The following is a 13845-nucleotide window of genomic DNA, read 5'->3' as shown; positions in this document are numbered from 1 at the left end:
TTGCAGTGTCTCGGCGCCAGGCCGGCCGAGAGGGCGACCGGCAGTCGAACGTTCCCATCATGCCAGGTCGGATGCGGCGCTAACCCGTGACGGCCAGACCGGCCGCCAGCACCAGCGCGACGACCATCAGCGAGGTCTCGACCCGCGCCCTGGTGCGCGACGCCACCGCCGTCGCGCTGTGCGACCGTGCGGCGGGCACCCACATCGTGCGGTTTCGCCAGCCGAGGACGACGAGAGCGACTGTCGTCGCGATCTTGGCCGACAGCAGCCGCCCGTAGCCGGTGGCGTAGAGCTCGGCCGGTGCGCCCAGTCGGATCGCGGCGGCCGCCGCCCCGCCGGCAAGCAGCGCCAGCACGCAGACCATCGACAACTGCGAGAAACGCGGCAGCATCCTGGCCCATTGACCCCGGTGGTCGACCGTGAGCACCAGCGCGGACAGCGCTCCGCACCAGAGCGCCGCGGCCAGGCTGTGCACGGTGACCGCCGCACCGCCCAGCGCACTCTCCGCGAAGTGCCCCGTCAGTTGGCGTGCGGCCACCCCGACCGCCACGGCGCCGATCATCACGACGTTCCTCGACGACGTCCGCGGCGCGGCGAGCGCGGCCACAACGACGGTCGCCGCGACCGCAACCGCGAGCATGCCCGACCGCCCGGCAGCGGTCGCGGTCGCAAAATCCAGCGTGGTCTGCACGCCGAGCCGAAGCACCGGCAGCCCCGCGGCCTGTGCGGCCTCGACGAGCAACCGGGCCAGCTCGGCCAGCAGCCACACCGCCGAGGTGACCGCGAGCGGTCGCGACGAGCGGACCAGCAGCTCGCCGCGACGACGCTCACCGTCGAGCATCGGCACCACGGCCAGGCCCAGCGCCACGACGCCTGCGCCGTCGGCCAGTGCTCGCACGGCGATCACGGCCAACGACCCCTGCGGATGGGCCAAGGCCCAAGCCAGGACCGCCGCGGCGGCCGCCAGCAGCACCCCGACGGCCACCGTGCGTGCGCGGGTCACGGGCGCCGCCGCACCGCCCACAGCGCGCCGGCACCGATGATGACGACGGCGCCCACGAAGAACGGCCACACGGGAACCCCGTCGTCGCCCGAGGCGTCAGCCGGGGCGGCCGCCGACGGGCCCGGCGTCCCGGTCCCCTGCACGCTCAGCTCGAACGACCACGACCCGTTGACCACGTGCCCGTCGGCCGAGGTGGCCCGGTAGTTGACGGTGTACCGCCCGGCTGGCCCGAGCGGCCGCACCCCGACTCGCAGGACGGCGCCCTGGACCTGCGGTTCACCGGTCGACCACAGGTTGCCGTCGGGGCCGACGACGGTCATCGCCGCGAACTGTGTCTGCATCGCTTCGCTGAACGTTGCCGACACCGACGTCGGCGTCTGAGTCAGTCGGGCGTTCTCGACCGGGTCCGTGGCGATGCGGGTCGCGTGCGCGGACGCGGTGCCCGCACCGGCCAGCGCCGCCGCGGCCACCCAGGCGATCACGAGCACACCGGCGGCAATCCTCCTCATGCCCGCCGCCTGGAAATGAGCGCCACAGCGAGGGCGATGGCGGCCACACCCAGCGCCCCACCGGCGAGCCACCGCGTCCCGGTGTCGGTCGTCGGCGGCGTATCCGAGCTGGTCAAGTCCAGCGTCGGCGCCGGGTGTTCGGGTTCGGTTCCGTCGGCTGTCGCGGGCTGGCTCCAGTGCACGACGGTGCCGTCGTCGTAGGTCTGGGTGGCGGGGAAGCTCACCGAGTCGTCGTCGGGGAGCTTGACCGAGGCGCGGAACAATGCGAACTGGTCGGACGAGATGCCGGTTCCCGGCGCGGCCGTCCAGGTGATGGAGCGCACGGTGCCCGCGGCGGTGTCGCGGTCCAGCCGTGCGGTCCACCCTGGCATGACCTCTGTTCGCACCGACGTCAGATTCGGGAGCTCGACGGTCAATTCCGTTGTGAGGGCACCGGTGTCGGATTCACCGGGGACCCGGAATGTGAGCACCGCGTAGTCGCCGGGGTCCGTGTGGTCCGCATCCACGCGGACGTGGGCCGACGCGGTGCCGGCGAGCGCGATTGTCGACGCCGCTGCGGCGACGGCGACGAGGGCGCGCAGGGGCGCCCTGGTGATGGTTCTCATCGGAAGGGCTTTCTGTGTCGTGGGGAAAGTCGATCAGCGGGCGAGGCTGACCGGCGGGCCACGATGAGACACAGACGCGGCGAGAAGCAGCGCGGAGCGAAGCGGTTGTTCGGCACGACGAGCGCTGCGGCGCGCCTGCGGCGGAACCGGTGCGCACACGATCTGCACGGCCACCCGCACCACGCGCGACACCGCCCGGCATAGGCGGTCGCCGGCCGCGATCAGCACCGCACCCACACCGACGGCCAGCACGTGCGCGGCCACCATCGTCGTGCTCGGTGGTGCGTGGGTATGCCCGGATGCGCCGAGCAGGACGTGGCCGACGACCTGTCCCGACGCCAAGATTCCCAGCAGCACAGGGGTTTCCGAGGCGCTCGAGAGACCTGCGGTCAGCGCGCAGATGGTCGCCGCAAGGATGGCCAGCGCAACCGTCGCCGCGCCGGTCGGTAATTCGGCACCGCCGTATCCGTGCGCGGCCGCGGCGAGCGTCGCCGTCAGTAGCCCCGAGGCCACGCCACGGAGGCGTGCCGCGAGGCCGGTGGGCGACATGGAGCGCTCAGCTCACGCCGAGCCGAGCCATCAGGTCGGCGTCGATTCCGTCGAGTTGCTGTTCGATCGAGGCGTGCGCCGCCTTACGTCGTGCCGGCGGCATGTGCTCGGCGGCGGCCACCGCGGCAGACAGGTCGCCGAGCCGCTCGGTGATCGCTCCGACGAACTGTTTGGTTTCGGCGTCCTTGGGCTTCTTCTCGGCGACGAGGCGCAACGACTGCTCGGCACCGGCGATGCGGGCCGACAGCTGGGCGCCGTACCCGTTGAACTGACCGACCTGGCTGAGCGGAACCCCGAGCCGGTCCGCGCGGCGCTGGTCGAGGTAGCCGCGTGCGGTGATCGACGCGCGGTAAGCGACCGGAACCACGATCGGGGCGAGCAGCCGGGTCACCGTCAGCAGCCGCCGAATCCGGCTGGGGGAGAAGAGCTTGCCTTCGCGGGCGGCCTTCAGCTGCGTCTCGGCAACCTTGAGCGCCGCCCGGTCACTGTCGCGCTGTGCCTTGAGCTGCGCTTTCAGCGCCCTGGTCTCGGCACGGTTGGCGGCCTTGATGCGACGGGCCTCGTTCTTGGCGGCCAGCTTGGCCTCAAGTTTCGCCTTGGCCTTGATCGCGCGGGCCTCGGCCCTGCGGGTGGCGCGGGTTTTGCGTCGCTTGAACAGGCTCATCCCGGCTTGCCTCCCAGTAATGTTCTCGGCCGCTGACGGCGTCGCTGTGCGGGTTGTCGGTGCAGCACAACCCTATCGTTGCGAGCTTGTGGGCTGCGGGCGGCTCGATGCCCGCGGGGCCGCTGCGGATACGCCTTGGCTGGACCGGGCAATGCGGGCATGCTTATCCAAAAACCGCGAGTTCGCGAACTTGCGCCAAGAAGCCGCCCGTCATGACGGCAGACAGCGCATAGTGAACTGGTTGGAAGGGGGATCCATGCCAGCTAATCGCCGTGTCACCCGAGCGGTCGGGGCCGTGCTCGAACTGGCGCCGCGGCACGGGGAGGTGTCGCTGGCCCGGCTCATCGAGGCGGTCAGCGAAGACCGCAAACGACGCATCGAGCTCAAGATGGCCGAGCTGCCGCCCGGTGTCTGTGGGCAGTGGCGCCAGTACAACGACCACGACGTCTTCCTGATCCAGAAGGGCCTGCCCGCGTGGGACCGCACGCTGGCCCACGAGCTGGGGCATCTGGTGCTGGGCCACGACGGCATTCCCGTGGCGCAGGCCGCCGAACAGAGCACGGAGTTCGCCAGCTCCGATCTCATCAGCTACATGCTCAACCAGCGGACCGGATGTATGGGTCCCGCCGGTGAGGAGGCCGAGCAGGAAGCCGAGGACTTCGCGGCGCTGCTGCTGTACCGACTCGGCAGGCTCCCGTCGGACCGTTCGTCGATCGTCCAGGTGCGGCTCGGAGAGGCGTTTGGTTGATCGTCTGGGTGATCGCCGGTCTACTCGGGCTGGCCACCGGCCTACGCATCGGGTGGGCGCTCGTCAACAAGCAGAGCCTGGTGAGCACCGCGATGATCCTCGCGCTGGCCAGCCTGGCACTGATCGCCGCCCTGAATTGGCAGCCGCTGACGCTGCTGATCGACGAGCTGCTGCATTGGCCCAACATCTCGCTGGGCCTGTCTCAGGTCGCACTCGTCGCCTGTGCAGCCGGCAGCTGCGTGATGATCACGTCCGCGTCGTCGGTGCGTAAACCGGCGACGATTCGCAGGATCGCCATGGCGCAGTACGCCGTCGCGGCGGTCATCGCCGGGGTGACTGTGCTGGCGTTCTTCGCTGCGGGTCGCCAGCCTGAGATGTCGGCCCAGGACTTCCTGCAGCGGAATCTGAGCGCCGGCGGGAACTCACTGCCCTGGCTGCTGCCGCTGCTGTACGTGCTGCTGGCCTTGTCGTTGGTCTCCTGGGCGGGCCTGCGCTATTCGAACCGCAGCCGCCGCGGGCGGGCGCTGTTCGTGTTCACGCTCGGCATCGTGCTGATCGCGGTGGCGGCCGCCTTTTTCTTCCTGCGCGCCGTGGACCGCAGCGGACCGGTCGGCGTCGGCGCCGCGGCGACGCTCCTGGGCTGCGCGATGGTGGTCGTCGCCGCGGGATCCCTGTTGCCGAGCATCGAGGACTGGTTCGGTGCTCGTCGCGAACTGCGGGCGATCCAGCCGATACTCGCCGAACTGGGCCGCAGACATCCCGACATCGGGATCGGAGTCCGGCCACGCGGTCCACTGGTCTTCCGGGTCGCCGAGCGGATGTCGCTCATCTCCGACGCGCTGTATTTGGAAGCCACGGCCGCCGAGTACCGCCGCAAGCTCCGGGTGGACCCTGCCGGCGCGGTGACCGGTGACGAGGCCGAGGAGGACGCTGAGCTCGAATCGCCGGCCGTTCCGCCGCAGGAACAAGCGAAGGCTATAGCCGAATGGATCCATTCTGGAATCGATGGCGCCGCGGAGGATCAGCGCGTCGACTTTCCCGGCCTGGGCTGGCTCAACCAACCCAGCGAATACTCAGACCGCGAGTGGATTCTGGAGATCGCTAATCAGTACCGCGCGTTGACCCGCCGCGGTGGCGCGACGGGTCAAACAGCGTAGCTGGTCTGCGTAGCTGGTCTGATGGCCGCGCTTCGCCAGCCGGGGCTGCGCGGACTGGCTCGGGCTAATCGTCGAGATGCTCGCGGCGACGCAGCTCATCGACCTTCTGGGCGATGTCCTGCTGGGCCTCCGGCGACAAGCCGACGGTGCGGGCGGCAATACGCCGGACACCCTCGTCGCGCATGCTGGCGAGCCAGGTCAGCTCCTTGTCGAGCTTCTCGTAGTACTCGTCGTCGGTGAAGTAAGCCGGCTTGATCCGGAAGAAGTTGGCAAGAGCTGCCATGGTCGCTGCCGAGGGGTTGGTGCGGTTGCCGGAGCGCAGCTGCGAGAGGTACGGAGCGGACATGGTGACGCCCTCAGCCTTCAGTGCCGCGATCACCTCAGCGGAGGTGTGCGGGCCGCGTCCCGGCGGGTAGACCGTGTCAAACAGCCGGTTCAGGCGAGCGGCGAACGTCGTGCTCATCTATATGACCTCCACATGCATTGGACGAGCGGTGTACAGGCGGCGTATTTGCTGATCATCGTAGCGAGTGTTGTGGTCACAACCAAGTGCAAACCCGGGAAAAGTTGATTTGCTCCCTCGTCACCGCTCGTTACGTAGCCGGCTTGCACATCCGAGGACGCTCCGAACGTGGGCCGACGCTTCTACCATACGATGCGACGAAGCAAACAACAGCGACTCCGTCGAGCTAGTTTATCCAGGGTGCCGGATTACGCGACCCGTTTGAAAAACCTGACTGCCTCCGGCAACATCGTTTGCATACATTCGGGTGGTTCACGGCGTTTGCCAAATAATTAACGCGCGGTCGCCGAAACACCCAGCGACCTGGGGTCCGAACACGTTGTGGTGTCAGGTCGGCCGGGTCGACGGCTCTTCTGTGGCGGCCTCCGCGGGTGCCCTGCGCCGCCGAATGAGCCACGTCAGCAGCACGGCGACGGTCACGGAGGTGGTGACGCCGACCGCGGCCCATCGCAGTCCGAGCGCACCGTCGAACAGCATCCACAGCCCGAACAGCAGGAACAGGACGCTGGCGAGGCCGTGCAGGAACGCTTCGGGTAGTCGCTTGTGCATCAATCTGCCGGCCGCGATGGCGGCGCCGTCGGCCAGCACCATGCCCGCCGTCGCGCCGATCCATACACCGGCCCAGTTCCGGTCGCTGGCCAGGGCGACGGTGGCCAGCATCGTCTTATCGCCGAGTTCGGCGAGGACGAATGACGAGACGATCGCCGGCACCACGTAGCGCGGCTCGGCGATGCGAATCTCTTCGTCGTCACCCTTCTCGCGCCACGTCCACACCGCGAACAGCAGGAATGCGATGGCGGCGACGAACGCGATCGGGCGTTCGGGCAGCGTCATGCCGAGGAAGTGCCCGATGGCCACCGACAGACCGTGCACCAGCATCGCGGCGATCGCGACACCCGAGAGCACCACCCACCATCGGTGCCGCAGCGAGTAGGTCATGGTGATCAGCTGCGATTTGTCGCCGAGCTCGGCGACGAACACCATAGCGAGACTGACCAGGATGGCGGCGAGCATTCGGACGACCCTTTCGACGCGTCGCCGACGATGCCGAGCTCTCCGCCCGCCGGCTTCGGTCGAAGGTCTCGCCCACCACACGGGGTGTGGTTCGTCGGCCGGGCTTGCGCCAGTATGTCGACACGACGATTGGGGGCTACTCCCCTTCGCTTACTGAACCGACCTTAGCCGCGGTCAAGCGGATGCGCCAGCGCCGCAGTGTTTTCGGGCAGCCGAATTCGCTGTTCAGGGATCCGAATCGAATGCTTCGAAAGCCCTTATGCCGCAAGCAGCATCGCAAGTATCGCGGTATCCGGATGGCTGATCGGGTCGACGCCGACGCGGCTCACCATCGAGGTCACCGTTCCGTCCGCTTCGGCTTCCACCCACGCGGCGCGGTGCTCGAGGCCGAGGTGTGGGAGCCCGGGCAGCAGCACGCAGCCAGACGCCGCTCCGTTGCACTCGGGCAGCGACGGCGTGGTTTCCGAAGGGGGATGCAGCATCAGCAGCGCCGGAGGCTGGTGCTCGGCGAAATAACCTGGCGGCACCGCTGATTCGCCCACCACGGTGCCCTCGGCGACGACCAAGCCGACGGTGTTGGGTTCGGGCTCGTCGGGCAGCTCTTCGCGGGCACCGAATATCGTTGTCGTGGACAGCAATCCGGGGAGCGACGCGACGCGGACGGCGACCATGAGCAGCTGCGCCCATTCCTTGGTCGAGTCCGGCCAACGGCCCGAGATCACGAAACCCTTGAGTGAACCGCGTGAATGAAAGGGGGCGACTTCGATCGCCTTACCCGACTCCCTCTCCATATCGCCTCCGCGCCATCGGTGTTCGGACGCCGGCCCCAGCCGACTGATGGCCCGACACGCCAGTGGGTCGATTTGCTCAGCATGCGGCAGAACTCGGCTGGCACGCAAGAGGACACGACTGCTAACGGCCGGAATCGCCTCGGGCAGTCCACAGCACGCGATACGACCCGGCCGCCGAGATCCAACCGAAATCATGCGAGTCGACGGCGCCGGGCGCGCCCGGATTGTCTGAGCGGGCTTCAAAGATCACGTCGCGGCCCGCGCCGTACACATCGCCGACCCGCTTGACGAGCCACCGTCCCGACTGGCGCGGATCCCGGAACACCCTTAGCTGGCCCCGCCGAATGCGACCGCCCCGCATGCCCAAAAGCCCGTCGCCCGGAGCAACCGTCGGGCGCATCGAGTCGTCCACCACTCGGAACAGCCGCAGCGGCCAGCGTCGCGGTGTCTGGTTGCGGCGCACACCCAAAGGGTAAGTTAGGACACATGCTGCATCGATTGTTCAACAACGCAACCCCCGCCCATGCCCACTGCGATCTGTACTGCGGCGTCTACGACCCCGCGCAGGCCAAAATCGAGGCGCTCTCGTGCTTGAAGACGATCCAGAAGTATCACGACTCCGACGATGAGCACTTCCGCGCGCGCTGCATCATCATCAAGGAACGCCAGGCCGAAGAGGTCAAACATCACCTGATGGTGCTGTGGGCCGACTTCTTCACCAAGGACCACTTCGAGCAGTTCCCCAACCTGCACCAGCTGTTCTGGGACGGAGTGCACGGCGCCGGCGATGTCAAGAAGTCGCTCGACGTCGCGGTCGCCGAGAAGTTGCTCAAGACGATCGACGAAATCGCCGACATCTTCTGGCAGACCGACAAAGGCAAGCAGATGGGTGTCTATCCGCCCGCCTGACCCAACCGCCTGACACCGAAGAGCCGCCGAGTCATCGACCGGCGGCTCTTTGTATCGAGTTCGAGGATGTATCGAGTTCGAGGCGGGCGTTCGTCAGTACAGGACGATGAGTGCAAGCACGACCAGGAGCACCAGCGCGATCACACCGGCGCGCAGGAACGCCATCAACTGGGTGCGGGTGTAGGCGGACGGCGTCGACGATTGCCACTCCGTGGGTGGCATGGCCGAACCCGAACCCATCGAAGACGTCATGAACCCCTCCTGACCTGCATCTTTGAAGTCTCCCCCCGTGAGATCGATCACAGCTTGCCAGCTGTGACGCCGATCATAACCCCTGATGTGTCGCCGGGAAAATCGGCTCGACATGTGCCGTCGTCGACGTCGCATGACCCGACTCTGCGATTAGTTCGACTAGGGATTTCGCTCGCCAGTCGAGAATCTGTTGATGGGAACGCTGGATACCCGACGGGTTATCCACAGTTTTCCTCAGGAAAAGCACAGATTCAGCGGCTCACGGCGGGTTCTTCGACGTGGCGGGCCTGTGGATGAACCTGTGGAAACTGTGGATAGGTCGGGATTGCTGTCGGCGCGCGGCGCCCGACGGCATGTCAGCATTGAGGCATGGACGAGGCTGAGGTTGCGCAGGCCGACATCGCCGAGGTGCCGACGACGTTCGGACCCGACGCGATCCTTCTGGATGTCCGGGAGGACGACGAGTGGGCTCGCGGTCACGCACCGGACGCACGGCACATCCCGATGAGCCAGATTCCCGCGCGCCTCGCGGAGATCGACACCGAGGCCCGGGTGTACGTGATCTGCGCCGCCGGTGGGCGCTCGCAGCGGGTGGCGCAGTACCTGGCCAGGAACGGCTACTCGCCGGTCAACGTCGACGGCGGCATGTTCGCCTGGGCCGGGGCCGGCAGGCCGGTGGTCACCGACGACGGTGGCCCGGGCGTGGTCTGACAGATCGTCGCTACCCTGGTCGAATGGTCGGGCGAGGAATGCCGATCCTGCGCAGGCGAGGAGCGAAATGATCCCGCGTACGCAAGGAGCGAAATGATCCAGGTGTGTTCCCAGTGTGGAACCCGGTGGAACGTGCGCGACCGCCGCCGGACGTGGTGTCCACGCTGCAACGGTTCGTTGATGCCGCCGTCGGCGCCCGCACCGACCTCGGATGCCCAGTGGAGTGCTCGTCCGCCCGGTCCCGCCGGAGGCGGTCCGGGCATCGGGTCGCGGCCGCAGTTGCCCCCCGGCTATCGGTGGGTCGCCGTGCGGCCCGGCGCACCGCCGCATCCGCGGCGTCCCAGGCGGGTCCTCGGCCCGACACCGCGCTACGCGACCATCCCGCGGTGGGGCCTCGTCGACCAGATCGCACCGGCCGACCAACAGCAGGAGGTGGCGCGCGGCGGGCCGTCGTCGGGCGTGCTGCGCGGCACCCTGTGGCTGACGATGGCGGTCCTAGGTGCTGCGGCCCTGATCCACCTGGCGCGCTACGCGCTGCTGATCATCAACCGCACGGTGTTGCTGCCTCCTTGGCTCGCCGCGATCGCGACGTGGTTCGGCGTCGTGCTCAGCGTCGTCGCGGCGTTCATGGTGGTGGCGAGCCTGATCATGCTGACCAACTGGCTGATCTCGCGACGGGCCGCCGCGTATGCGTTTCGGGGGGCCACCGATCCTCGACCGTCCTGGCGGCTGCAGGCCGGCTGTCTGCTCCCGTTCGTCAACCTGTTCTGGGCGCCGGTGTTCGTCATCGAGCTGGCGGCCGTCGAGGAACGACTCGGCCATCTGCGCCGGCCGATCGTGGTGTGGTGGCTGGCGTGGATCGCCAGCTACGCGGTGTCGATCTGGTCGATCGCGACCAGCTTCACGCGCGACGCGCAGGGCATCGCCGACAACACCATGACCACGATGATCGCGTACCTGCTCGCGCTGGCGACCCTCCTCCTGGCCGAGAAGGTCGTTTCGGGCTTCGAGCGGCGCCCGGTCGAGCGGCCGAGCAAGCGCTGGGTGATCGTCCCCGACGACGGCTCGCGTCCCGAGGATCAGCCCGAGCCCGAGGTTCCGGTTGAGTCCCGAGGGCAGGACCCGGCAGCATAGGTCGTATGACTGGCGACTCCGAAGCCGCCGACGCCGCGGCTTCCGGACCGACGCTCGGGGGCCATCCATTCGTCGTCGCGCACCGTGGCGCGTCGGCCGACCGTCCCGAGCACACGCTCGCGGCGTACGAGCTTGCGCTCAAGGAGGGCGCGGACGGCGTCGAGTGCGACGTGCGGCTCACTCGTGACGGCCATTTGGTCTGCGTACACGACCGCAGGGTCGACCGGACGTCGAACGGCACCGGCCTCGTCAGTGACATGACCCTCGCCCAGCTACGCGAACTGGACTTCGGCGGCTGGCATCCAAGCCGGAATGCTGTTGAGGCGCAAGGCGATACCGGGTTGCTCACTCTCGAGGACCTGATCTCTCTAGTGCTCGACTGGAACCGGCCGGTCAAGCTGTTCATCGAGACCAAACATCCCGTCCGGTTCGGTGCGCTGGTGGAGAGCAAGGTGCTGGCGCTGTTGCACAAGTTCGGCATCGCCGCGCCGGCTTCGGCGGACCTGGCGCGCGCGGTGGTGATGTCGTTCTCCGCCGCCGCGGTGTGGCGGATTCGCCGGGCGGCGCCGATGTTGCCGACGGTGTTGCTCGGCGAGACGTCGCGGTATCTGGGCGGTAGCGCGGCGACGACCGTGGGCGCCACCGCGGTGGGGCCCTCGATCGCGACGCTGCGTGAGCATCCGGAACTGGTCGACCGGGCGGCCGCGCAGGGCCGGGCGATGTACTGCTGGACCGTCGACCATTTCGAGGACGTCCATTACTGCCGCGACCTAGGGGTGGCCTGGGTAGCGACCAACCATCCCGGCCGCACCAAGGATTGGCTGCAGAACGGTCTGGCGGGTGCGGGGCGCGACTAGTTAGAGGCTGCCGCCCGCGGCCTTCGGCGCAGCGCTGTCCGCTGCCGCCGCACCCAGTTCGCGCGCGACGAAGTCCTCCAGATGGAACAGGTTGGCGCCGGCCCGGTCGGCGATACGCACCAGCGTCGTCATCTGCGCGACCTCCTCGACCTGTTCGCCGAGGAACCACTGCATGAACTGCTCGCCGAGATGGTCGCCCTCGTCGCGGGCCACACCGGCCAACCGGCTGATCTGTTCGGTGACCGTACGTTCCTGGTCGAGGGCCAGGGCGAGCGCGTCGCGTGGTGTGGCGAAGTTGTTGCGCACCGGGTCGACCCCGGGGATTTCGACCTCGACGTCACGGTCGATCAGGTACTGGACCAGCATCATCGCGTGATTGCGCTCTTCGACGGACTGGCGGTAGAAGTGCTTGGCCAGCTGCGGAAGGTCCGCGCCGTCGAAGTGAACGGCGATCGCAAGATATTGCTGCGCGGCCCCGAATTCGTTGCGGATCTGCTCTTGCAGAAGGGCGTGGAATTTCGTGTCGGACGCTTCGGCGATGGTCATGACCGCCACGATATGCCAGGTCAGACGGCATTGTCAGTGAAGGTCGGCCTAACACAGGCGAGCTTAGCCTAATTGAGCGCAGCCTTTGTGATGGCGCTTACAGGGCCGAGCATCAGTTTGCTGTAGCGCCGCTCACGGCTGCGCGTCGAGGACATCGGCGGGGATGGCGGCGTCGGTGCGCAACGCCTCGAACAGCTCGCTCGAGAGCTCATCGTCCCACACCACGACCGAACCGACGTCGCCGCTGGTGTATTCGCCGATGGGCACGGTCGTGGTCAGTACGTCGCCGTGCATCGCCCAGGCGAGCCGGGCCAGGTTCCACACGTGGTCGTTTTCGTTGACGGTGACGGTGCGCGTGGCCGCGCGCGCCATGGGATACCACCGCAGGGGGTTGAGCAGCACGGACGGGCTGGTGGCGCGGTGCAGCAGGGCCGCCATGAACTCCTGCTGGTGGCGCATGCGGTCCAGGTCGGCGCGCGGCGTGGCCCTGGAGCGGACGAATCCGAGCGCGCTGCGGCCGTCGAGTTCCTGGCATCCGGCGGGCAGGTCGATGCCGGCGAGCGGGTCGCTGATGGGTTCGGTTGGGCACACTTGGACCCCGCCGACGGCGTCGACCATGGTGGCGAACCCGCCGAAGCCGATCTCGGCGTAATGGTCCATCCGCAGCCCGGTCGCCTCCTCGACCGTTTGGACGAGCAGCTGGGCGCCGCCCAGGGTGAACGCGGCGTTGATCTTGTCGCTGCCGTAGCCGGGAATCGACACGTACGAGTCGCGGGGGATCGAGACCATCGTCGCCTTGGTGCCCGAGGCGATGCCGGGGATGTGCACCACCAGGATGGTGTCGGTGCGCCCGTCACCGAGGTCTCCTCCGGTGGTCCACTCCGCCTGCTGTTCGGGGGTCAGATCCTGGCGGCTGTCCGAGCCGACCAGCAGCCACGTGGTTCCCGGACCCGACGCGGGACGGTCAGGGTAGTCGACGAGCGCGGTGATGCGCTGCAGCGACGAGTCGACCCAGAGCCCGCCCGCCACCACGCCCGCGACGGCCAACATCAGGACGACCAACAACAGACGTCCCCAATGCCGTTTGCGCCGAGTGCGCTTCGGCTTCGGTGGCGCAGGTGCGGCCGGGGGCGGTATCGGCATGCGCGGTGGGGCCGGTCTGCGCTCGGCGGCCGGCCTGGCGCTCATCGGCGGGGGAGGCGGTGGTGGCCTGCGGGGCGGTGGTGGCCTGCGCGGCGGCGGTGCGGGTCGACCACCCGACGGCGGCCTCGGTGGGGGTCCCGGCGGCATCGGCGGGGCGGGCTGGTTCGGCGGAGGCGGCCGGTAGTTGGGGTCTCGGCGGATCACTTGTGACGGCTCCCGGCGCGGCCGCGGCGGCGGCTCGAACCCGCGGGGCGGTTGCCGGTTGTCGGTCACCCATCAGAATCTACGTCGCGAGCGCGATTGTTCACCGCAACCAGCCCAGATGACCTGCGGCGAGCGCATAACCGACGAACGCCACAGCGTCGATCAGCGCGTGCGCGACGATCAGCGGCCACAGCCGGCCGGTGCGCAGATAGACGTAGCCGAACACCACGCCCATCGCCAGGTTGCCAAGGCCGGCGCCGAAGCCCTGGTAGAGGTGGTAGAGGCCGCGCAGTGCGCTGGTGGCGACGACGGCCGTCGCCGGGCTCACCCGCAACTGCCGGAGTCGGGTGATCAGGTAGCCGACGGCGATCACCTCTTCGGCCCACCCGTTCGCAAACGCGGTCAACAGCAGGACCGGTATCCGCCACCAGGTGTCGTACAGCTCGGCCGGCTCGACGTTGGCGTTCATGCCAAGCAGCCGCGCGATCTGATACAGCGCGAGGCCGGGCACCCCGATGAGCGCCGC

General features: G+C 68.3%; 20 protein-coding genes. 7 read left to right on the top strand and 13 right to left on the bottom strand.

The features are described from left to right. Positions 1–79: 79 nt before the first annotated feature. Genes A5650_RS17260 through A5650_RS17240 form a run of 5 tightly spaced genes read right to left on the bottom strand, consistent with a single transcriptional unit; the run spans position 80 to position 3330 of the window. A complete protein-coding gene (locus A5650_RS17260) occupies positions 80–1003 on the bottom strand; it encodes a CopD family protein (RefSeq protein ID WP_067294212.1) in 924 nt (307 codons plus the stop codon). Beyond that, entirely contained in the window at positions 1000–1512 is a 513-nt protein-coding gene (locus A5650_RS17255; protein WP_067294051.1) for a copper resistance CopC family protein, read from the bottom strand. The genes A5650_RS17260 and A5650_RS17255 overlap by 4 nt, the downstream gene beginning before the upstream one ends. Next, on the bottom strand, positions 1509–2117 hold the full coding sequence (locus A5650_RS17250; protein ID WP_067294048.1) for a YcnI family copper-binding membrane protein: 609 nt from the start codon (positions 2115–2117) through the stop codon (positions 1509–1511). Before A5650_RS17250 ends, A5650_RS17255 begins: the two co-directional genes overlap by 4 nt. A gap of 33 nt (positions 2118–2150) precedes the next feature. Then, entirely contained in the window at positions 2151–2666 is a 516-nt protein-coding gene (locus tag A5650_RS17245) for a hypothetical protein (protein ID WP_067294045.1), read from the bottom strand. A 7-nt stretch (positions 2667–2673) separates the two neighbouring features. After that, a complete protein-coding gene (locus A5650_RS17240) occupies positions 2674–3330 on the bottom strand; it encodes a DUF6474 family protein (RefSeq protein ID WP_067294043.1) in 657 nt (218 codons plus the stop codon). A 256-nt stretch (positions 3331–3586) separates the two neighbouring features. Here A5650_RS17240 and A5650_RS17235 point away from each other — a divergent pair, with 256 nt between their 5' ends. Then, positions 3587–4078, top strand: a complete 492-nt coding sequence (locus tag A5650_RS17235) for an ImmA/IrrE family metallo-endopeptidase (protein ID WP_067294041.1) — start codon at positions 3587–3589, stop codon at positions 4076–4078. Beyond that, entirely contained in the window at positions 4075–5235 is a 1161-nt protein-coding gene (locus tag A5650_RS17230; protein ID WP_067294038.1) for a hypothetical protein, read from the top strand. Before A5650_RS17235 ends, A5650_RS17230 begins: the two co-directional genes overlap by 4 nt. Positions 5236–5299: 64 nt before the next feature. Here the strand turns inward: A5650_RS17230 and A5650_RS17225 are convergent, their stop codons facing one another. The 4 genes from A5650_RS17225 to A5650_RS17210 form a co-directional block, all read right to left on the bottom strand. Then, positions 5300–5698 (bottom strand): helix-turn-helix domain-containing protein, encoded by a 399-nt coding sequence (locus A5650_RS17225; protein ID WP_067294033.1) that lies wholly within the window; start codon positions 5696–5698, stop codon positions 5300–5302. Between the two features lie 387 nt (positions 5699–6085). Then, positions 6086–6772: a TMEM165/GDT1 family protein gene (locus A5650_RS17220; protein WP_067294031.1), complete on the bottom strand. Its 687-nt coding sequence runs from the start codon at positions 6770–6772 to the stop codon at positions 6086–6088. Positions 6773–7029: 257 nt separating this feature from the next. Further along, positions 7030–7563: a peptidase gene (locus A5650_RS17215; RefSeq protein ID WP_067090675.1), complete on the bottom strand. Its 534-nt coding sequence runs from the start codon at positions 7561–7563 to the stop codon at positions 7030–7032. 121 nt (positions 7564–7684) lie between these two features. Continuing rightward, on the bottom strand, positions 7685–7993 hold the full coding sequence (locus A5650_RS17210) for a S24/S26 family peptidase (RefSeq protein ID WP_067294208.1): 309 nt from the start codon (positions 7991–7993) through the stop codon (positions 7685–7687). A 56-nt stretch (positions 7994–8049) separates the two neighbouring features. On the opposite strand from A5650_RS17210, the gene sodN reads away from it, so the two are divergent. Next, positions 8050–8472 carry a superoxide dismutase, Ni gene (gene sodN, locus A5650_RS17205; RefSeq protein ID WP_064423268.1) on the top strand — a complete coding sequence of 141 codons (423 nt, stop codon included), beginning with the start codon at positions 8050–8052 and terminating at the stop codon, positions 8470–8472. Positions 8473–8565: 93 nt separating this feature from the next. Here sodN and A5650_RS17200 read toward each other — a convergent pair whose 3' ends face one another. Further along, complete coding sequence (locus tag A5650_RS17200; RefSeq protein WP_156744181.1) at positions 8566–8724, bottom strand: hypothetical protein; 159 nt, start codon at positions 8722–8724, stop codon at positions 8566–8568. Positions 8725–9093: 369 nt separating this feature from the next. On the opposite strand from A5650_RS17200, the gene A5650_RS17195 reads away from it, so the two are divergent. The 3 genes from A5650_RS17195 to A5650_RS17185 all read left to right on the top strand — a co-directional run bounded on the left by A5650_RS17195 (position 9094) and on the right by A5650_RS17185 (position 11426). After that, a complete protein-coding gene (locus tag A5650_RS17195; RefSeq protein ID WP_067294025.1) occupies positions 9094–9435 on the top strand; it encodes a rhodanese-like domain-containing protein in 342 nt (113 codons plus the stop codon). Positions 9436–9528: 93 nt separating this feature from the next. Beyond that, a complete protein-coding gene (locus A5650_RS17190) occupies positions 9529–10569 on the top strand; it encodes a DUF4328 domain-containing protein (protein WP_067294021.1) in 1041 nt (346 codons plus the stop codon). Positions 10570–10574: 5 nt separating this feature from the next. Continuing rightward, on the top strand, positions 10575–11426 hold the full coding sequence (locus tag A5650_RS17185) for a glycerophosphodiester phosphodiesterase (protein WP_067294011.1): 852 nt from the start codon (positions 10575–10577) through the stop codon (positions 11424–11426). Here A5650_RS17185 and A5650_RS17180 read toward each other — a convergent pair whose 3' ends face one another. Next, positions 11427–11972 carry a ferritin gene (locus A5650_RS17180; RefSeq protein WP_067294205.1) on the bottom strand — a complete coding sequence of 182 codons (546 nt, stop codon included), beginning with the start codon at positions 11970–11972 and terminating at the stop codon, positions 11427–11429. A 132-nt stretch (positions 11973–12104) separates the two neighbouring features. Further along, a complete protein-coding gene (locus A5650_RS17175; protein WP_286150384.1) occupies positions 12105–13160 on the bottom strand; it encodes an LCP family protein in 1056 nt (351 codons plus the stop codon). Between A5650_RS17175 and A5650_RS27555 the strand changes: the two genes are divergently transcribed. Next, on the top strand, positions 13066–13299 hold the full coding sequence (locus A5650_RS27555) for a hypothetical protein (protein ID WP_067294007.1): 234 nt from the start codon (positions 13066–13068) through the stop codon (positions 13297–13299). The two genes, A5650_RS17175 and A5650_RS27555, sit on opposite strands and share 95 nt — an antisense overlap. A gap of 120 nt (positions 13300–13419) precedes the next feature. Here the strand turns inward: A5650_RS27555 and A5650_RS17165 are convergent. After that, positions 13420–13845 (bottom strand): CPBP family intramembrane glutamic endopeptidase (locus A5650_RS17165; protein WP_156744180.1); only part of this gene is annotated, 426 nt, incomplete at its 5' end.

The organism is Mycobacterium sp. 1164985.4, from assembly GCF_001668575.1.
GTDB lineage: Bacteria > Actinomycetota > Actinomycetes > Mycobacteriales > Mycobacteriaceae > Mycobacterium.
The sequence above is the reverse complement of the archived record's forward strand: the minus strand, read 5'-3'. Positions and strand labels throughout refer to the sequence as shown.